The organism is Cobetia sp. 29-18-1, from assembly GCF_029846405.1.
GTDB lineage: Bacteria > Pseudomonadota > Gammaproteobacteria > Pseudomonadales > Halomonadaceae > Cobetia > Cobetia amphilecti.
This window is the reverse complement of record NZ_JARWKS010000016.1, coordinates 86,270-105,047: the sequence shown is the minus strand read 5'-3', so window position 1 is coordinate 105,047 and position 18,778 is coordinate 86,270. Positions and strand designations below refer to the sequence as shown.

Here is an 18,778-nt window from a genome sequence, read left to right as displayed (position 1 = left end):
ACGGGGTGTCAGGACAGAATGGGCGGCGCACGCGGCGCGATGGCATTGACGAGGCCACGCAGCAGAACGCGTGTGCAGGAAACGAAGGAGCGCTGGCGCGGGAGGTTGGGACTGGCCTGGGGCGCACGACGCACCCGCTTGCGCAGGCAGCGTAGCCCCTGACGGCGACTCTCGGCACGAATCACCGCGGGTGCCAGCAACTGGATGCTGGCCAGCGTCAGATTGACGCGCTCGACCTGCGCCGCGCTCAGTCCAGCGGGGAACAGACAGCTGAGCAGCAGGCCTGCCAGCAGCCAGCGTGGTGCCGTGCGTACCGACCAGCGACGCGAAGCGCCGCTACCGGAATCCGGTAACGCACGAGGGCGTGCTGTGGCATCGACAGGGCTCATGCTGTTGCCGGACTCCCGCTCATGATAGATTGCCGGAAATCACTGAACCGGCATGCAAGCCCATGAGTATAAAGGCTAAGCGTTTCCGCGCCCAGCCCGCGGCGCGCCTGTTGAACGGCAAGGGGCAACTTGGCAGCGTCATGCGCCAGGCGCGCATGCTCGAGCAGGCCCAGCTGCACCTGCGTGCTGCACTGCCCAAGGACATGCAGGAACAGGTCTTCGTCGGCGGCTATCACGATGACACCTTGACGCTGATCACCAGCCGCGCCTCCTGGCTGACCTGGCTGCGCTATGAGCAGCGTCGCCTGATCAGTGTGCTGCGCGAGCTGCCAGAACTCGCCACCCTCGCCCGCCTGGCCTTCAAGGTCCGCCCGATCCGCCCGGCCTTCGTGCCCGCACGCCAACCACGCCACCTGCCAGAGGCCGCCGCAGAACACCTGCTGGATTGCGCCTCCCATACCCGGGACGAGCGTCTGCGCCTCGCCCTGGAGCGACTGGCGGCCCACGCATCGGATTCGAGCGACGACACCGAAACGCCCTGAGGGAACCAAGAAATTTGTTGCCTTGCATGCAAACAGCCGCGCCGCCCAGAAGGGCGGCGCGGCTGTTGTCGTTTCCATCTCCGGCTGGCTAAGGCCGGAGCAGTGCTGTCAGGCTGGACGGGCTAGGTCACAGTGTTCTGCTCGTACTGTCTCTGAGTGCTTTTCTTTTGAAATACCTCGTCTTGCCGCTTTCGCAGATGTCATTGGCCTCGACTCAGACGGCAAGCGCCGGAGAGGCATAGGAAATCGGCATCGCATCGGAGTTCTCGAAGGTGACAATCTCGTAGCTGTCGGCATTTTCCAGCAGCGCGCGGCACAGCATGTTGTTGAGGCCATGGCCGGACTTGTAGCCACGGAACTCACCGATGATGCTGTGACCCAGCTGGTAGAGGTCACCGATGGCGTCCAGCACCTTGTGCTTGACGAACTCATCGTCGTAACGCAGGCCTTCATCGTTGAGGATGCGATAGTCATCGACGACGATGGCGTTGTCGAGGCTTCCGCCCAGCGCGAGGTTCTGGGAGCGCAGGAACTCGAGATCACGCATGAAACCGAAGGTACGCGCGCGAGACACTTCCTTGACGAAGGAGGTGGTAGAGAAGTCGACCGTGGTGGTCTGCTTCTGCTGCTCGAACACCGGGTGATCGAAGTCGATGGCGAAGGACACCTTGAAGCCGTTGTGCGGCAGGAAGGTCGCGACCTTGTCACCATCACGCACTTCGATCTCGCGCTTGATGCGGATGAACTTCTTGAGCGACGACTGCTCCTGGATACCAGCGGACTGGATCAGGAAGACGAACGGACCCGCACTGCCGTCCATGATCGGCACTTCCGGCGCGGACAGCTCGACGAAGCAGTTGTCGATGCCCAGGCCTGCGAAGGCGGACATCAGGTGCTCGACGGTCGTCACCTTGGCTTCACCGTTGGAAACGGCGGTGCACATGGTGGTGTCACGGACGCTCATCGCATCGGCACGGATATGAGCCTGCGGCTCGAGATCGGTACGGATGAAGACGATGCCGGTGTTGACCGGAGCGGGACGCAGCGTCAGGTAAACCTTGTCACCTGAGTGCAGACCAACGCCTGTGGCGCGGATCGTATTCTGGAGTGTTTTTTGTCGAATCATAGGGAGATAGCCAGTCAGCCTGAATTTGGAAACAGTGTTCATGATAACAGCAATGCAGGAATTCAACAAATTGTCACCTGCCGCTGTTAGGGAAATTCAACATTGCCTTTCGAGCACCATTGAGGCTGACCCGCGCGCCTGCTGGTCTCGTGCTGAGTATGAACACGCAATCACCAAACAGTTCTCACTCGCACTGCCATAAAACGATAATCAATGTGCAAGACAGCTTGAAGCCCTCCCTTCCTTACGCGCCCACGGCACTGGCGGATGCACCCGTGACGCCCAGGCAGCGCCCCGCGCCGGCGGCGAAAGCCCCTTTTGTCTGCCCCGGAAACGACTTCACCCACCCGGGAAGCCCCGGATGGGTGAAGTCAGACTCACGATGAGCCGTGTCATCTCAGCCTCGTGCCGACTGGCACATGGGCGTCAATGACGTGTCAGTCAGTGCGCATCAGTCAGCCTGGCGACGCAGGAAGGCCGGGATATCGAGATAGTCATCCATATCACGCGACTTGCGCGGCTCCGACTTCTTGGCTGCCGCTTCCTGCTCTTCCTTGGCCTGACGGGTGACCGTCGGCGTCTGCAGGCTGCGGTAGTCCGCCGGCTTCTCGACGGTACGCTTGGCCGGTGCCGTTTCACGCGCCGCCGGCTTCTCGACGCGACCGTCGAGACCCGCCGCCACGACAGTGACACGCAGCTCGTCGGTCATGTCCATGTCGATGGACGTCCCGACCACGATGGTGGCGTCCGGAGAAGCGAACTCCTGCACGGTGGCACCCACATCGTTGAATTCACCGATGGAGAGATCCGGGCCTGCCGTGATGTTGACCAGGATACCGCGCGCGCCATGCAGATCGATGTCTTCGAGCAGCGGGCTGCGAATGGCCTTCTCGGCGGCTTCACGAGCACGGTTCTCACCGATGGCATCACCGGTCCCCATCATCGCCATGCCCATCTCGGACATGACAGTGCGCACGTCGGCGAAATCGACGTTGATGATGCCCGGGCTGGTGATCAGCTCCGCGATCCCCTGCACGGCACCCAGCAACACGTCGTTGGCGGCGCTGAAGGCGCTCAGCAGGCTGGCGCTCTTGCCCAGCACAGACAGCAGCTTCTCGTTGGGGATGGTGATCAGGGAGTCGACGTGCTCGGAGAGCTCCTTCATGCCCTGCTCCGCCGCCTTCTGACGACGCGGCCCTTCGAACGGGAACGGACGCGTGACGACAGCCACGGTCAGGATGCCCAGCTCCTTGGCGACCTGCGCCACGACAGGAGCACCGCCGGTACCGGTACCACCCCCCATGCCAGCCGTGATGAAGACCATGTCGGCGCCTTGCAGCAGCTCGACGATACGCTCACGGTCTTCCATCGCCGCCTGGCGGCCCACTTCCGGGTTGGCGCCAGCGCCAAGCCCCTTGGTGATTTCACTGCCCAGCTGCAGGACAGTCTTGGCGGCCACGCGCTTGAGCGCCTGAGCATCGGTGTTGGCGCAGATGAACTCGACGCCTTCGATGTTGCTCTCGACCATGTGATTGACGGCGTTACCACCGCCGCCGCCAACACCGATCACCTTGATGACCGCGCTGCTGGAGGGTGCGTTATCTACCAGTTCGAACATATGCCCTGTCTCCTGGATCACAGTCTTTCTGTAATCCCTGTCAGAAATTTCCCTTGAACCAGCCCTTGATCCGCTCCAGCGTGGAGGTGTCGTGCTCTTGGCCGTGAACGCGTCGCGCGGCAGATTCCTCTCTGCGCACCGCGACGGTCGTCGACGATGGCGTATGCCGCTCCTGTTTCATCCCATAATGTAGCAAACCCACACCCGTGGAATAAATCGGATTGCGGACCACATCCGCCAGTCCACGCACATTTTGCGGGCAAGCGATGCGAACCGGCATGTGGAAGATCTCCTCCGCCAGCTCAACGACACCTTCCATGCGTGACGTTCCACCCGTCAGAACCACGCCCGCAGCCACGAGATCTTCATAGCCACTGCGACGCAATTCATCGCGGACCAGGGTGAACAGTTCCTCATACCTGGGCTCGACCACTTCGGCCAACGCTTGACGGGACAGATCACGTGCCGGTCGGTCACCGACACTCGGCACCTTGATCGTCTCGTCGCTGGAGGCCAGCTGGGTCAGAGCACAGGCATACTTGACCTTGATTTCTTCTGCATATTGCGTCGGTGTGCGCAGCGCCATGGCGATGTCATTCGTGACCTGATCACCCGCGATGGGGATCACAGCCGTATGACGAATGGCACCTTCGGTGAAGACGGCGATATCCGTGGTACCACCGCCGATATCCACCATGCACACACCCAATTCACGCTCATCCTCGGTCAGAACCGCATGACTCGAGGCAAGCTGCTCGAGAATGATGTCGTCGACTTCGAGCCCGCAGCGACGCACGCACTTCTCGATATTCTGCACGGCATTCAGTGCGGCAGTGACCAGGTGAACGCGCGCCTCAAGACGCACCCCGGACATGCCCAACGGCTCGCGAATACCTTCCTGACGGTCAATGGCATATTCCTGCGGCAGCACGTGAAGAATGCGCTGACCTTCAGAAATCGCTCGAGCGCGCGCCGAGTCGATCACGCGTTCGATATCAGACGGCGTCACTTCGCGATCCTTGATCGCCACGACACCATCGGAATTCATCGAACTGATATGACTGCCGGCGATGCCCACATATACCGAGTGGATATCGCAGCCGGCCATCAACTCAGCCTCCTCCACTGCGCGCTGAATCGACTGTACGGTCGATTCGATGTTGATCACCACACCCTTCTTCATGCCACGTGAAGGGTGGGAGCCAATTCCCGCAATTTCGATACCGCCATCATCGGTCGGCTGACCCACGATCGCGACTACCTTGGAGGTTCCGATGTCCAGCCCGACCACCATATCCTGTGATTTGGAATGTCCTGCCATAGGTCGGGCCAGCTCCTTGATTCTGGTTCATCATGAAAATAATTGCGCGCTTTGACAGACAACATGTCTGCCGCACCACCCAAAACGGGTTTACGTTCCGTTTAACCCGTACAGAGGGATTTGTACTTCCCAGTATAGGAGCAGCCACTTGGGGCATACCAGCCTAAAATACCGAGGGGCGCAAATCCCCGCTAGAATAGGCGGGATTGACGACAAATGAAACTGGCGATATCGCCATTTTGCTAATACTCACACGCAAATGAAGCATGTAGTGAGTGTCGCCATTTGCCTCAACTGTCCTTGCCTTCTTCGGGTGCCGTCGTCTCCCCATGCCACGCCACTGCCACTCCGTTGGGGTAACGCAGATCAATGTAGCGGATCTGCGACGCCTCATCGCCCAGACGCCGCTGCCAGGCTGCCATGAAACGCGCCAGACGCGCTTCACGATCATTGCGACCCAGCATCACCCACACCGAATCATTGACCTGAAAGCGCCAGGCGCCGCGTGGCTCCAATCGCAACTGGGAGACATTGAGCCCCAGCCCGCCCAACTGGCTCTGCAGCGCGTCAAGCTCGGCCAGCACTTCGGATCCACTGCCCTTGGGCCCCGCCAGATTGGGCAGATTGCCCAGCTGCGTGACCGGGCCCGCCTGGAAGGCATCGCCGCGCACATTGAGCAATTCGCCATCATTCCAGTAGGCCACCGGCTGCTGTTCAAACAGCTCGAATTCGAGTGTATCCGGCCAGCGACGCGAGATGCTGACCTCACTCAGCCAATCGATCGCCAACGCGCGACGCCTAACCTCGCCCAATGGGACGGAGAGCCAGCTCTGGCCACGAATCAACGGCGCGATATGACGCTGAAGGTAGGCAGCACTGACATGATCGAAGTCACCCTTGATGGTGACTCGCTCAATGGGACGGTCAAGCCAGGTCCACAATGCCTGTCCGCCCGCGACCAGCAGCGCAAGACCGAGAACGAGGCCGAAGATTGCGCCGGTAGTGCTACGCGCCGCCATCGATCAATGACCACTCTGCTGAGCGACTGACGCGTCGTTTGCGTCCCGCTCGGCGAGAGTCGTGTCGAGAATGCGCAGCACCAGGGTGGCGAAATCGAGCCCGACATGCGCCGCGGACTGCGGCACCAGGCTGTGATCGGTCATGCCCGGCGAGGTGTTGACTTCCAGCAGCCAGAAGGCGCCGTCCGCATCTTCCATCACATCGACACGACCCCAACCCTCGCAGCCCAGCACGTTGAATGCCTTGAGCGAGATCTCGGCCAATTCCGCCTCGCGCGCAGCGCTCAAACCACAAGGCAGCAGATAGCGCGTGGTATTGGCGATGTATTTGGCATCGTAATCGTAGAACCCGCTATCGGCTTCGATGCGAATGGCCGGCAGGACTTCGCCATCCAATACCGACACCGTGTATTCCGGCCCCTTGATGAAACGCTCGGCCATCACCACCGCATCGAAGCGACTGGCATCCGTCCAGGCATCCTGGAGCGCCTGGGCGTCCTCGACGATATGGATGCCGAGTGTCGACCCCTCATGCACCGGCTTGACCACCACCGGTGTCCCTAGCGTCTCGAGCACTGAATGCCAGTCCGTGTCCGCCGCCAGGCGACAGGAGCGTGGCGTCGGCAAGCCCTCGATATCCCAGAGCTTCTTGGTGCGCAGCTTGTCCATGCCCAATGCCGAGGCCAGCACGCCGCTACCGGTGTAGGGGATGCCCAGCAATTCCAGCGCCCCCTGCAAGGTGCCATCTTCGCCGCCGCGACCATGCATGGCGATGAAGACACGGTCGGGACGCAATGCCTCTAGACCGGCCAGCCCATGCGCCATGTCATAGCCCTGCACATCGACACCAGCGCCCTGCAGGGCCGCCAGCACCGCCGCACCGCTCTTGAGCGACACCTCGCGCTCGGCGCTCAGGCCACCGAACAGCACCACGACACGTCCATAGCGCGTGGCCAGCTCAGGATTCACGCCTGTCGACCCGGATGGGGAGGAAGAGACGGTCATAGCGTCACCTCGTCAAGCTTGAGGTCGGCCCCCGCCAGTGCCAGCGCAATGCCACCGACATCGCCAGCCCCCTGGGTAATCAGGATATCGCCCGGACGCAGCACGTTCTTGAGCAAGTCCGGCAAGGCACGCTTGTGCTCGACGAACAGCGGATCCACCTGACCGCGCTGACGGATCGAGCCCGCCAGCGAGCGGCCATCGGCGCCCGGAATCATCGCTTCCCCGGCGCTGTAGACATCCAGCAGCAACAGGGTGTCGACTTCGGACAGCACACGCACGAAGTCTTCATAGAGATCATGGGTGCGCGAATAACGGTGCGGCTGGTAGGCCATCACCAGACGGCGCTGCGGCCAGCCGGCGCGCACGGCGCGAATCACCATCTCCACTTCGCGCGGATGGTGGCCATAATCGTCCACCAGCATCACGCTCTGCTCGCCATTGGGTGCCGCGAATTCTCCGTGCACCTGGAAGCGACGACCGACACCGGCAAAGCTTGCCAGCGCGCGAGCGATGGCCTCATCGCTGACACCGACATCGGTGGCGATGGCGATCGCCGCCAGGGCGTTGAGCGCATTGTGCTCACCCGGCATCGCCAAGGTGATCTCGAGCGGTGCATGGCCTTCCGGACGCAGCGCCGTGAAGCTGAGCTGACCGCCACCCTGGCGGAAATCGCTGATGCGGTAATCGGCATCGTCGCTGAAGCCGTAGGTCACGAACTGACGCTGAACACGCGGTAGCAGCTCACGCACGTTGGCATCATCGATACACAGCACCGCCAGACCGTAGAACGGCAGGTTGTGCAGGAATTCGATGAAGGTGTCCTTGAGGCGATTGAAGTCGCCCTCATAGGTGGCCATGTGATCGGCATCGACGTTGGTCACCACCGAGATCAACGGCTGCAGATGCAGGAAGGAGGCATCGGACTCGTCCGCCTCGGCGACCAGATACTCCCCCTCGCCCAGACGGGCATTGGTGCCCGCGCTGGTCAGCTTGCCGCCGATGACGAAGGTCGGGTCCATGCCACCTTCCGCGAGCAGGGTCGCGGTCAGGCTGGTGGTGGTGGTCTTGCCGTGGGTACCGGCTATCGCGATGCCCTGGCGGAAGCGCATCAGCTCGGCGAGCATCTCGGCGCGACGCACGACGGGAATGCGATGCTCCCGCGCCCAGGCCACTTCCGGGTTGGTGGTGTCCACCGCGGTCGAGACCACGACCACATCCGCGCCTTCGGCATTGATGGCCGCATGACCGATGGCGACACGCACGCCGCACTCACGCAGGTGAGCCGTGACGGCGGATTCCTTAAGGTCACTGCCGCTGACCTCATAGCCCATGTTGCCCAGTACTTCGGCGATACCACACATGCCCACACCGCCGATGCCGACGAAGTGGATACGACGGATGCGGCGCATACCTGCACCGCGATCAGAATTGCTAGCGTTCAAGGCGAGTCTCCATGCAGCCTGCCAGCATGGTCGCTACCGCATCGAGTTCCGCACTATTGCGGGCGCGAGCGGCCATGCCAGTGAGTATCTTGGGGTCGAGCAATTCTGCCAGCGTCTCGGCGAGGCGCTCGGCAGTCAACGTATTCTGGGGAATCAGGCGCGCGGCATCCGCCTTGACCAATACCGCGGCATTGACGGTCTGGTGGTCATCCACGGCGTGGGGGAACGGCACCAGCACCGCAGGGCGACCTGCCGCAGCCAGCTCGGCCACGGTCAGCGCGCCGGCGCGACAGACCACGAGGTCTGCCCAGGCGTAGGCCTCGGCCATGTCACCGATGAACTCGCTGACCTCAGCCGTGACGCCGGCTGCCTGATAGGCGGCAAGGGTCGCCGCCTGCTTGTCACGTCCGGCCTGATGGCGCACCACGGGGCGCGAGGCTTCCGGCAGCAAGGCCAGCGCCGGCGCGAGCGTCTCGTTGAGCGCCTGAGCCCCCAGCGAGCCGCCCATCACCAGCAGATGCAACGCACGCGCCTCGCCTGCCGTCTCGACAGCAGACTCGGACGCATGCCCGGCGGCACCAACGTCGGCGATCTCATCGCGCACCGGATTGCCCACCACCTGAGCCCCGAGGGCGGGCGGGAAGGCGCCCGGGAAGGCGGCGTAGACACGCGTCGCCATTCGCGCCAGCACCTTGTTGGTCAGGCCCGCGATGGCGTTCTGCTCATGAATGATCAGTGGAATGCCTTCAAGGCGCGCCGCGAGCCCGCCCGGACCACTGGCGAAGCCACCGAGGCCTACCACCAGCACCGGCTTGAGCTCACGAATCACGCGCCGTGCCTGCAGGACGGCGCGCGCGAGACGAAACGGGATCGCCGTATAGCCCGCCAGCCCCTTGCCACGCAGGCCCGCGACCTCGACCCGATGCAGCGGATAGCCGGCGTCAGGCACCAGACGGTTCTCGATGCCACGCGGGCTGCCCAGCCAATGAATCTCGTGACCGGCCGCCGCGAGGGCACGCGCCAGCGACAGCGCCGGGATCACATGCCCTCCCGTGCCGCCGGCCATCATCAGCACGACGCCTTTGGAGACAGTGTCTACCGAGTCGACCGCCCCCTCGGGAGCGATGGTAGAAGAAGATGACGTCATGCCTGTGCTCCTTGCGGTGTCTCGGTCGGCTTCTTGGCCTTGCGCCGGGGCGCGGCGGCATTTCCTGTCGGTGTGCGGGTCAGCTTGCGGGTCTCGGCATCGATACGCAGCAGTATCGCGATCTGCACGCAACTGACGATCAGGCTGGAGCCGCCATAACTCATCAAGGGCAGGGTCAGCCCCTTGGTGGGCAGCAGTCCGCTGGCCACACCGATGTTGATGAAGGCCTGCGCCCCCAGCACGAGGGCGATACCGTAGCCGAGGTAGGCGCTGAACGGCAAGCCGGCGAGTTCAGCGCGGCGACCGATCTTGAAGGCGCGGTAGATCAGCAGTCCGAACAGCGCCACCACGGCTGTCGCCCCGATCAAGCCAAGCTCCTCGGCCAGCACGGCAAACACGAAATCGGTATGCGCTTCCGGCAGGTAGAACAGCTTCTGCACGCTGTTGCCCAGCCCCATGCCGCTCAGGTGGCCACGGCCGAAGGCGATCAGCGCCTGGGTCAGCTGGTAGCCACTGTCATACATGTTGGCCCACGGGTCGGTATAGGTGGTCAGACGCTCCCAGCGATAGGGTTCGGCGATCGCCAACAGCCAACCACCGCCGCCGGCCAGGCCCAGCAAGACGATGAAGCCCCACCAGGCGACGCCCGCCATCAGCAGCATGCCCATCACGGCACCGCCCATGACCACGATGGAGCCAAAGTCAGGCTCCAGTGCCAGCAGCACGATCATCAGCAACAAGGGAACGCAGGGCAGAATGAGGCCGTTGACGACGCTGGCGCGCACCTTGTCGAGGCGGCGGTCCAGATAGCCGGCCAGCCAGATCATCAGACACAGCTTGGCGATCTCGGAGGCCTGCACCCCGCCGACCAATGGCAGCGGTATCCAGCGCTTGGCGCCGTTGATCTCGCGCCCGACCACCAACACGACCACCAGCAGCACGAAGCCCAGCATCAGCATCGCGAAGCTGCGCTGCTGCCAGGCGGACATCGGCACGCGCAGCGTACAGAAGGCGGCCACCAGGCCGATCACGATGAAGATGCCGTGACGCATGCTGTAGTAGAAGGCATTGCCATCGAAGCGCTCGCTCGAGATCTCGCTGGACGCAGACGTCACCATCACCCAGCCGATACACAGGATCGCCAGCGCGCAGAACAGCAGCCAGCCGTCGACGGGCTGACGCTCTGCCGTCAAGGTGTCATGGACTCGCCGGGCCTTGTTACGCATCGCAGGCTTCCTTGTCGCTGCCGCCAGGGCCAGAATTGCAGTCAGCACCGGGCATGATGTGCTGCGTGACCCAGTCACGGAACGCGTCGCCGCGCGCCATGTAATTGGGGAACTGATCGAGACTGGCGCAGGCCGGTGACAGCAGTACGCAGTCCCCCGCCTGTGCGATCTGTCGAGCATGACGCATGGCCTCCAACAGCGTCATGACTGGCGTCACGGATACGTCATCGGCCAGGGCTTGCGTCAATAGCGGCGCATCCTGTCCGAACACCACCGCCTCACGGGCGTAACGGGCCAATGGCGCCGCCAGCGGCGTGAAGTCCGCGCCCTTGCCCTGGCCGCCGGCCAGCAATATCAGCTTGCCCTCGAGCGTCGGGCCGAGACCGGCAATCGCCGCCAGCGTCGCCCCGACATTGGTGCCCTTGGAATCATTGATCCAGCGCACGCCCGCCACCTCGGCGATCAGCTCGCCGCGATGCGGCAAGCCCGCGAAGCCTTCAAGCTCGGCGACCATCGCCGTCTCGTCGAGGCCGATCGCGGTGCCCATCGCGAGTGCCGCCAGCGCATTGGCCTGATTGTGGCGCCCTGCAAGACGCACGTCCGCAGCAGGCATCACGCTGCGCAGCTGACCAGACTCGATGTGACACAGCGACAGCGTGCCGCCCTGCTCCGCCAGGCACCATTGCGCCTGCCTGGCAGCCTCATCGGTCGACTTATCGGCCGATCCATCGAGCTGCACACTGAAGCTGACTCGCGCCACCGCATCATCTTCGGCCGGCCAGCTCCAGGCGTCATCGGCATTGATGACCGCAAGGCCTGCGCCGCGGAAGATGCCGCGCTTGGCGGCCTGATAGCCGCGCATGCCATCGTGGCGATCGAGGTGATCTTCGGAGAGATTCAGGAAACAGGCGACATCGGCCTTGAGCTCAGGTGTGGTCTCGAGCTGGAAGGACGACAGCTCCAGCACGTAGAGCTCGGCATCAGGCTGCTCACGCAACAATGTCAGCGCGGCGGTGCCCAGATTGCCGCCGACCGCCACGTCACGGCCGGCACGCGCGGCCATCTGCGCGATCAGCGTGGTCACGGTGGACTTGGCGTTCGAGCCGGTGATCGCGACCAGCGTGGGCCGCTTGCCCTGCGCGTCGCGGGCTTGACGCTCATCCAGCGTACGCACGAAGAGTGCGATCTCGCCGACCAGTCGCTCGCGGACCCCATCGAACACCGCCTGACGCGGGTCGATGCCCGGACTGAGCACCACCTCGCCGAAGCGTGACAGGTCCAGCGCTTCCAGTGGACCGAGATGCACCTCGGCCTGCGGCGCATGCTCGCGCAGGCTCTCGAGGCCCGGCGGTGCGCTACGGGTATCAGCGACGGCAAAGTCGATGCCGCGATCACTCAGATGGCGAGCGATCGCCTGTCCGGAGACACCAAGACCGACCACCAGGGTCGGTCCTTTGGCAGGCACCCGCGAGGCCGGTGCTTGAGAGGTGACAGAGAGGGTCATCGCGAATGCGTCCTCAGCGAACCTTGAGTGTGGCCAGGCCAAGCAGCACCAGCACGACGGTGATGATCCAGAAGCGCACGATGACGCGCGGCTCCGGCCAGCCTTTCAGCTCGAAGTGGTGATGCAGCGGCGCCATGCGGAAGATGCGTCGCCCGGTCAGCTTGTAGGAGCCGACCTGCAGGATCACCGAGACGGTTTCCATCACGAAGACGCCGCCCATGATGAACAGCACGATTTCCTGACGCACGATGACCGCCACGACCCCCAGTGCCGCACCGAGTGCCAGCGCGCCCACATCGCCCATGAAGACCTGGGCGGGATAGGTGTTGAACCAAAGGAAACCGAGGCCGGCACCCGCGATGGTGGCGCAGAACACGGCCAGCTCGCCGGAACCGGCGATGAACGGAATGTGCAGATACTCGGCGAACTTCAGGTTGCCAGAGGCGTAGGCGAAGATGGCCAGGCCCATGGCGACCAGCACGGTCGGCATGATCGCCAGACCATCGAGGCCGTCGGTCAGGTTGACCGCATTGGAGCTGCCGACGATCACGAAGTAGGTCAGCACCATGTAGAACACGCCCAGCGGGATGACGACGTCCTTGAAGAACGGCACCAGCAGGCCCGTCTCGGCCGGCGTGCTCGCCGTCAGGTACAGCACCACGGCGGCGCCGATGCCCACCACCGACTGCCAGAAGTACTTCCAGCGCGCCGGCAGGCCACGCGGATTCTTTTCCACCACCTTGCGGTAATCATCGACCCAGCCAACGGCACCGAAGCCCAGCGTGACGGCCAGGACCACCCAGACATACAGGTTGGTCAGATCGCCCCACAGCAGGGTGGAGACGGCCATCGACAACAGGATCATCACGCCGCCCATGGTCGGAGTGCCGGCCTTGGAAAGGTGAGACTTGGGGCCATCGTCGCGCACGGCCTGGCCGATCTGGCCATCGACGAGCTTGCGTATGACCCAGGGACCCAGCCATAGACACAGCAACAGTGCCGTCAACGTGGCCAATACCACGCGCAGGGTCAGATAATTGAAAACCGTAAAGGCGCCATTGAATTGGGCCAGAAACTCAGCAAGCAGCAGCAGCATGACTCACATTCACCTTGATGCGTCGACCTTGAGCGCGGCAACGACATTCTCCATGCCAGCGCTGCGAGACCCCTTGACCAGAACACTGGCCCCGGTGGGTAGATGGTTACGGGCGTAAGCTTCCAGCTCTGCCCGCTCGATAAAGTGCTTGCCACCGGCCCCGAAGGCCTCGGCAGTCGCCTGAGCGCCCTCGCCGCAGGTGGCAATGAAATCTATGCCCAGCTTGCGGGCATGGTCGCCCACCTCGGCATGCAGACGTTCGGCGTCTGCTCCGAGTTCGCCCATGGCGCCCATCAGGCACCAGCGCGGCGCAGGCAGTGTCGCCAGCAGATCCAGCGCCGCCAGCATGGCACCGGGGTTGGCGTTGTAGCTGTCATCCAGCAGACGCGAGCCATTGATGCCCGCCACGACCCCCAGCCTGCCGGGCACGCTCTCGGCGCTCTCGAGTCCGGCGATCACCAGATCACTGTCGATGCCCAGTGCCAGGCACGCCGCGGCCGCCGCCAGCGCATTGGCCACGTTGTGACGCCCCAGCAACGCCAGCTGGACACGACCGAGCGAGCGGCCATCAAACGTCAGTTCGAAAGCATAACGCCCGAGTTCATCCGCGCCTAGCTCACGTGCCTGCAGGCGTGCCGGGCGATCAACGCTATCCACGCTGCCATCCACAACGCTGAAGTCGATGACATCGATCGCCTGGCCGGTTGCGGCCAGCGCCTGCCATAGCGAGAAGTAGGCGTCATCACGGTTGAGCACCGCGACCGGACGTCGCCCTCCCAACGGGCTCAAGCCCGCCAGAATCTCGCCCTTGGCCTGGGCGATCTGCCCCATGCCGCCGAATTCGCCGACATGGGCGCCGGTGACATTGGTGATCACCGCCACTTGCGGGCGCGCCAGGGCCGTCGTCCAGGCGATCTCGCCGAGATGATTGGCGCCCAGTTCGACCACGCCGTGCTGGTGGGCGTTGCTCAAGCGCAGCAACGTCATCGGCAGGCCGAAATCGTTGTTGAGATTGCCATGATTGGCGAGGCTTTCGGCCTCGAAACGCGCGGCATCCCGCACAAGGATGGCATGCACCAGGCCCTTGACGCTGGTCTTGCCGCTGTTGCCGGTCACCGCGATCAGCGGCCTCCCCCAGGCACGACGACGCGCCGCCGCCAGCAGCCCGAAGGCCAGCCGGGTATCCGCGACGACGATCTGCGGCAGCGGATCATCCACTGCCCGCTCGACCAGCGCCGCGACGGCACCATTGGCGCGAGCCTGGGCGAGGAAGTCATGGGCATCGAAGCGCTCACCCTTCAGGGCCACGAACAGCGGTGCGGCCTGCTCGCCAAGCTTGCGGGTGTCCGTCTCGATGGCGCCCAGCACCTGACCACGCAATGCCTGTGGCAACTGCGCCCCGAGCACCGCGGCCACTTCCTCGAAGGTGTCCAGAGCGACGGGCTGTTCAGGCGCACTCATGCGTCACGCTCCTGACCTTCCAGCATCGAGAGCTCACGATGCTCCAGCGCCGCGACCGCATGGGCCACATCCGAAAACGGCAGTCGCTGACCGTCGATTTCCTGATAGTCCTCGTGCCCCTTGCCGGCGATCAGGATGACATCATGCTCGCCGGCATCACGGATGACCTGGGCAATGGCTTCGCCACGCTCGGCGATATCCAGCACGCGCTCGCGGGCATGGATGCCGGTCATCATCTGCTGACGGATGGCGGCGGCATCCTCGGTGCGAGGATTGTCATCGGTGATCACGACACGGTCGGCGCCCTGTTCGGCGGCCGTGGCCATCAGCGGGCGCTTGCCGCTGTCGCGATCGCCGCCACAGCCGAGTACACACCACAGCCGGGCATCATCCCGCGCCGGCAGGTGGGCACGCAGCGCGGTCAGCGCCGTCTCGACGGCCTCCGGCGTGTGGGCATAGTCGACCACCACCACCGGCGCGCCATCACGACTCAGGCGCTGCATGCGACCCGGTACCGGCGTCAGACGCGGCGCGGCGGCAAACAGCCCCTCGAACGAATAATCGAGGCCATGCAGGATCAGCATTGCCAGCAAGGCGTTGTCGAGGTTGAAGCGCCCCATCAGATTGAGGCCCAGCTCACGCTCGCCATCCGGCGTCGCGATCACGGCAACCTGGCCCAGCGGCTCGGGGAAGACATCCAGCACGCGCAGGGTCGCGACATCATCACGCCCCATTGCCAGCACGCGCACGCCGCGCTGCATGCCGGCCAGCATCAGACGCGCCAGCGCATCGTCGGCATTGAGCACCGCAAGCTTGAGTTCGGGACGCTTGAACAGCTTCGCCTTGGCCGCCGCATAGGCCGCCATGCTGCCGTGGTAGTCGAGGTGGTCTCGCGAAAGATTGGTATAGCCCGCGACGGTGAATCGACAGCCATTGACGCGCCCCTGATCCAGCGCATGCGAAGAGACTTCCATCGCGATCAGCTCGGCACCGGCCAGGCTCAGCCCCTTGAGCGCCGCCTGCACGGCCAGGGCATCGGGCGTGGTGCGCTCGCCCGCGACCAGCGCGCCGGGACGCCCGATGCCGAGCGTGCCGATCATGCCGGCGGGCGTGCCCATCGCTTCGGCCAGCTCGGCGATGTAATGGGTGACGGAAGACTTGCCATTGGTGCCCGTGACCCCGACCAGCGTCAGCGACTCGGGCACGCGGAAGGCCTGGCGGCCCAGCTCACCGAGCTGCTCGCCCAGATTCTCGAGCCAGACGACTCTGGCATCGTCTGAATGCAGCGCGAGGCGTGCATCCCCGCCTGCGGGTCTTTCGGCCAGCACCAGCTCGGCACCGCTTTCAAGCGCCGCGGCGATATAGTCGCGGCCATCGCTGGCGATGCCGGGGATGGCAATGAAGATGGAGCCCAGCGCGGCACTGCGACTGTCGATCGTCAGGTGCCAGTCATCGTGCGCGGCAAGCCGTGCACGGCAATCGTCATCGAGGGCGCCTGGCCACAGCGCCAGCAAAGCTGCCAGCATGTCTGTCGCCGTGGCCAAGGGGCGCGCCAGAAACTCGCCCAGGCGCCTGGAATCGTGCGGTGAAATCATGTCGGAAGACCTTCCTTGTTCCCGATGTCCCGGAACGTATTCACTACATGAGAAAAAAGACGCAGTCGCCCGCCCGAGGCCGACGACCGTGCCACATGAAAAGCGTTACTCACCGACCTTGCTGTCCGGCGGCACATCCAGCAGGCGCAATGCCTTGCCCACCACGCGCCCGAACACGGGCGCCGCCACCAGTCCGCCGTAATATTCTTCCCCTTTGGGGTTCTCGATCATCACCACGGTCACGATACGCGGATCAGACACCGGTGCCACACCCGCGAACAACGAACGATACGCGGTCTTCTGATAACCACCGGCCGTCACCTTGCGCACGGTGCCGGTCTTGCCGGCGATGCGATAGCCTTCGACCACCGCCCGCTTGGCAGGCCCGTTGGGCTGCACGATCTTCTCCATCATGCCGAGCAAGGCGTGCGCGTTGTCCGATGAGATCACCTGATCACCCACCGGCGGCGTCTTGACCTTGAGCAGCGACGGCGGCACACGACGGCCGTCGTTGGCAAGTGCGGTGTAGGCACTGGCCAGCTGCAGCGCCGAGACACTGATACCGTAACCGTAGGAGATGGAGGCCCGCTTGCTGCGCGACCAGTTGGTCGGCGGCGGCAGCACGCCGGTCGTCTCGCCCGGGAAGCCGGTGCCCGGCGCCTGGCCGAGGCCCAGCTCATAGTAGCGATTCCACACCGCATCATCCTCGAGACTCAGCGCCATGCGGCTCATGCCGATATTCGAGGAATGGTAGAGAATGCCCGCCATGTCGAGCTTGCCGTAGTTGCGGAAGTCACGAATGGTGAACTGATCGACCCGCATGTAACCCGGCGTGGTATCAATCACCGAGTCCGGCTGATACTTGCTGGAGGCAAGGCCGGCGCTCATCGACAGCGGCTTCATCACCGAGCCTGGCTCGAAGGCATCGGTGATCGCGCGGTTACGCAGCCCGGCGGGATCAAGCCCGGCGCGGTTGTTCGGGTTATAGGACTTCTGATTGACCATCGCCAGCACTTCGCCGGTGCGCGCATCCATCATCACCAGGGTGCCGCCATCGGCGCGGTGCTCCGCCACGGCCGCCTTGAGTTCGCGGTAGGCCATGTATTGCAGACGCAGGTCGATGGAGAGTGTCAGATCGCCACCGGGCTTGGCTTCGCTGATCAGATGCAGGTCACGCACCAGGCGCCCCTTGCGGTCCTTGAGCACACGTCGCTTGCCCGGCGTACCGGAAAGGTAGGAATTGTAGGCAAGCTCGAGCCCCTCCTGGCCCTTGTCATCGACGTTGGTCACGCCGATCAACTGGGCGGAGACTTCTCCGGAGGGGTAATAGCGCTTGTATTCCTGCTTGTGGCTGACGCCCGGAATATCGAGGTCGATGGCAGGCTGGGCCTGCGGCGGGGTCATCTGGCGCTTGATGTACATGAAGCCCTTGCCGGCATCACGATAGCGGCGGACGCGTGCGATCAGATCATCCGGCTTCTGACCCAGCGCGCGCGCCAGCAACGACAGCCGCACGGGGTCGTCGGGTACCTTGCGCGGGTCGGCCCACAGGGTGATGACCGGTGTGGAGATCGCCAGCGGCTCACCGGTGCGATCGGTGATCATGCCGCGGTGAGCATTGATGCTGTCGACACGCAGGGTGCGTGCGTCGCCCTGATCCTGCAGGAACTGCTGATCGAAGAGCTGGAGATAGCCGATGCGGCCGACCAGAGCGACAAGCCCGGCCAGCACGATGAAGAGCATGATGCGATAGCGGGCTGGCCCCATGGCCGCGCGCGCGCTCTTGCGGGCACCGCTTGCGGCCTTGGTACGAGCGGGCGTCTCAGCGCCAGCGGCTTTGCGCGGGCGAGACGAAGGCGGGCGACGCGTGGCCATCAGCGAATGACCTCGACATCGTGGACATCCGGGACGCGCATCTCGAGTCGCTCGATGCTGATGCTTTCGATACGCGCCGGCGCCGACCAGGCGCTCTCTTCCAGCAGCAGGCGGCCCCAGCGTGCACGCGCATCATCGCGCGCCGCTTCCAGCTTCTGCAGCTGGGCATATTGGCCGCGCGAGAGGTGGGAGCTGATCACGACAGCAGCGGCAGAGCCGAGCAGACTGAGCATCAGCACCGCGAAACACAGGTGACGCCAACGCATCTGCACCTTGATCGGCCAGTTACCCGTCCAGCCATCCTGTCTCCGTCCCGCCATGCCGACTCCCTAATCACTCTGAACGTGATGCCCCGCATCACGAATATCCTTGCAGACTGCCAACGTGCAGGCGCGATGTTCGCTCACTTGTT

Annotated in this window: 16 protein-coding genes; 1 reads left to right on the top strand and 15 read right to left on the bottom strand. The window is 63.9% G+C overall.

Annotated features, from left to right (window positions below; genetic code table 11):
- Nucleotides 1–8: 8 nt before the first annotated feature.
- The gene (locus tag QD208_RS13155) at nucleotides 9–389 is read right to left on the bottom strand and encodes a hypothetical protein (protein WP_043332488.1); all 381 of its coding nucleotides are present in this window, start codon (nucleotides 387–389) and stop codon (nucleotides 9–11) included.
- 62 nt (nucleotides 390–451) lie between these two features.
- Here QD208_RS13155 and QD208_RS13150 point away from each other — a divergent pair, with 62 nt between their 5' ends.
- Nucleotides 452–931 (top strand): DciA family protein, encoded by a 480-nt coding sequence (locus tag QD208_RS13150; RefSeq protein WP_054555084.1) that lies wholly within the window; start codon nucleotides 452–454, stop codon nucleotides 929–931.
- Between the two features lie 214 nt (nucleotides 932–1,145).
- Here QD208_RS13150 and lpxC read toward each other — a convergent pair whose 3' ends face one another.
- The 14 genes from lpxC to ftsL form a co-directional block, all read right to left on the bottom strand.
- The gene (lpxC, locus tag QD208_RS13145; RefSeq protein ID WP_054555085.1) at nucleotides 1,146–2,057 is read right to left on the bottom strand and encodes a UDP-3-O-acyl-N-acetylglucosamine deacetylase; all 912 of its coding nucleotides are present in this window, start codon (nucleotides 2,055–2,057) and stop codon (nucleotides 1,146–1,148) included.
- A 451-nt stretch (nucleotides 2,058–2,508) separates the two neighbouring features.
- Nucleotides 2,509–3,675 carry a cell division protein FtsZ gene (gene ftsZ, locus QD208_RS13140; RefSeq protein ID WP_043332494.1) on the bottom strand — a complete coding sequence of 389 codons (1,167 nt, stop codon included), beginning with the start codon at nucleotides 3,673–3,675 and terminating at the stop codon, nucleotides 2,509–2,511.
- Between the two features lie 40 nt (nucleotides 3,676–3,715).
- Nucleotides 3,716–4,996: a cell division protein FtsA gene (gene ftsA, locus QD208_RS13135; RefSeq protein WP_043332496.1), complete on the bottom strand. Its 1,281-nt coding sequence runs from the start codon at nucleotides 4,994–4,996 to the stop codon at nucleotides 3,716–3,718.
- 290 nt (nucleotides 4,997–5,286) lie between these two features.
- Nucleotides 5,287–6,015, bottom strand: coding sequence for a cell division protein FtsQ/DivIB (locus tag QD208_RS13130; RefSeq protein ID WP_043332498.1), 729 nt, complete (start codon nucleotides 6,013–6,015; stop codon nucleotides 5,287–5,289).
- A 3-nt stretch (nucleotides 6,016–6,018) separates the two neighbouring features.
- Nucleotides 6,019–7,020, bottom strand: a complete 1,002-nt coding sequence (locus QD208_RS13125) for a D-alanine--D-alanine ligase (RefSeq protein ID WP_279837050.1) — start codon at nucleotides 7,018–7,020, stop codon at nucleotides 6,019–6,021.
- Nucleotides 7,017–8,429 (bottom strand): UDP-N-acetylmuramate--L-alanine ligase, encoded by a 1,413-nt coding sequence (gene murC / locus QD208_RS13120; protein ID WP_216059803.1) that lies wholly within the window; start codon nucleotides 8,427–8,429, stop codon nucleotides 7,017–7,019. Before murC ends, QD208_RS13125 begins: the two co-directional genes overlap by 4 nt.
- A gap of 22 nt (nucleotides 8,430–8,451) precedes the next feature.
- Entirely contained in the window at nucleotides 8,452–9,528 is a 1,077-nt protein-coding gene (gene murG, locus QD208_RS13115) for an undecaprenyldiphospho-muramoylpentapeptide beta-N-acetylglucosaminyltransferase (protein WP_279837057.1), read from the bottom strand.
- A 77-nt stretch (nucleotides 9,529–9,605) separates the two neighbouring features.
- Nucleotides 9,606–10,835, bottom strand: coding sequence for a putative lipid II flippase FtsW (gene ftsW / locus QD208_RS13110; RefSeq protein ID WP_052384394.1), 1,230 nt, complete (start codon nucleotides 10,833–10,835; stop codon nucleotides 9,606–9,608).
- Complete coding sequence (gene murD, locus QD208_RS13105; RefSeq protein ID WP_279837049.1) at nucleotides 10,828–12,339, bottom strand: UDP-N-acetylmuramoyl-L-alanine--D-glutamate ligase; 1,512 nt, start codon at nucleotides 12,337–12,339, stop codon at nucleotides 10,828–10,830. The genes ftsW and murD overlap by 8 nt, the downstream gene beginning before the upstream one ends.
- Nucleotides 12,340–12,352: 13 nt before the next feature.
- The gene (gene mraY / locus QD208_RS13100; protein ID WP_043332504.1) at nucleotides 12,353–13,435 is read right to left on the bottom strand and encodes a phospho-N-acetylmuramoyl-pentapeptide-transferase; all 1,083 of its coding nucleotides are present in this window, start codon (nucleotides 13,433–13,435) and stop codon (nucleotides 12,353–12,355) included.
- 9 nt (nucleotides 13,436–13,444) lie between these two features.
- On the bottom strand, nucleotides 13,445–14,896 hold the full coding sequence (gene murF / locus QD208_RS13095) for a UDP-N-acetylmuramoyl-tripeptide--D-alanyl-D-alanine ligase (protein ID WP_279837048.1): 1,452 nt from the start codon (nucleotides 14,894–14,896) through the stop codon (nucleotides 13,445–13,447).
- Nucleotides 14,893–16,491 (bottom strand): UDP-N-acetylmuramoyl-L-alanyl-D-glutamate--2,6-diaminopimelate ligase, encoded by a 1,599-nt coding sequence (locus QD208_RS13090; protein ID WP_279837047.1) that lies wholly within the window; start codon nucleotides 16,489–16,491, stop codon nucleotides 14,893–14,895. The genes murF and QD208_RS13090 overlap by 4 nt, the downstream gene beginning before the upstream one ends.
- A gap of 105 nt (nucleotides 16,492–16,596) precedes the next feature.
- Nucleotides 16,597–18,258, bottom strand: a complete 1,662-nt coding sequence (locus tag QD208_RS13085) for a penicillin-binding protein 2 (protein ID WP_054555193.1) — start codon at nucleotides 18,256–18,258, stop codon at nucleotides 16,597–16,599.
- A 107-nt stretch (nucleotides 18,259–18,365) separates the two neighbouring features.
- Nucleotides 18,366–18,686 carry a cell division protein FtsL gene (gene ftsL, locus QD208_RS13080; RefSeq protein WP_043332508.1) on the bottom strand — a complete coding sequence of 107 codons (321 nt, stop codon included), beginning with the start codon at nucleotides 18,684–18,686 and terminating at the stop codon, nucleotides 18,366–18,368.
- Nucleotides 18,687–18,778 lie beyond the last annotated feature (92 nt).

Bases quoted from the DNA above. Each gene is read 5' to 3' on its own strand.
- QD208_RS13155 (WP_043332488.1), bottom strand. From the start codon at position 389: ATGAGCCCTGTCGATGCCACAGCACGCCCTCGTGCGTTACCGGATTCC.
- QD208_RS13150 (WP_054555084.1), top strand. From the start codon at position 452: ATGAGTATAAAGGCTAAGCGTTTCCGCGCCCAGCCCGCGGCGCGCCTG.
- lpxC (WP_054555085.1), bottom strand. From the start codon at position 2,057: ATGATTCGACAAAAAACACTCCAGAATACGATCCGCGCCACAGGCGTT.
- ftsZ (WP_043332494.1), bottom strand. From the start codon at position 3,675: ATGTTCGAACTGGTAGATAACGCACCCTCCAGCAGCGCGGTCATCAAG.
- ftsA (WP_043332496.1), bottom strand. From the start codon at position 4,996: ATGGCAGGACATTCCAAATCACAGGATATGGTGGTCGGGCTGGACATC.
- QD208_RS13130 (WP_043332498.1), bottom strand. From the start codon at position 6,015: ATGGCGGCGCGTAGCACTACCGGCGCAATCTTCGGCCTCGTTCTCGGT.
- QD208_RS13125 (WP_279837050.1), bottom strand. From the start codon at position 7,020: ATGACCGTCTCTTCCTCCCCATCCGGGTCGACAGGCGTGAATCCTGAG.
- murC (WP_216059803.1), bottom strand. From the start codon at position 8,429: ATGCGCCGCATCCGTCGTATCCACTTCGTCGGCATCGGCGGTGTGGGC.
- murG (WP_279837057.1), bottom strand. From the start codon at position 9,528: ATGGCCGGCGGCACGGGAGGGCATGTGATCCCGGCGCTGTCGCTGGCG.
- ftsW (WP_052384394.1), bottom strand. From the start codon at position 10,835: ATGCGTAACAAGGCCCGGCGAGTCCATGACACCTTGACGGCAGAGCGT.
- murD (WP_279837049.1), bottom strand. From the start codon at position 12,339: ATGACCCTCTCTGTCACCTCTCAAGCACCGGCCTCGCGGGTGCCTGCC.
- mraY (WP_043332504.1), bottom strand. From the start codon at position 13,435: ATGCTGCTGCTGCTTGCTGAGTTTCTGGCCCAATTCAATGGCGCCTTT.
- murF (WP_279837048.1), bottom strand. From the start codon at position 14,896: ATGAGTGCGCCTGAACAGCCCGTCGCTCTGGACACCTTCGAGGAAGTG.
- QD208_RS13090 (WP_279837047.1), bottom strand. From the start codon at position 16,491: ATGATTTCACCGCACGATTCCAGGCGCCTGGGCGAGTTTCTGGCGCGC.
- QD208_RS13085 (WP_054555193.1), bottom strand. From the start codon at position 18,258: ATGGGGCCAGCCCGCTATCGCATCATGCTCTTCATCGTGCTGGCCGGG.
- ftsL (WP_043332508.1), bottom strand. From the start codon at position 18,686: ATGGCGGGACGGAGACAGGATGGCTGGACGGGTAACTGGCCGATCAAG.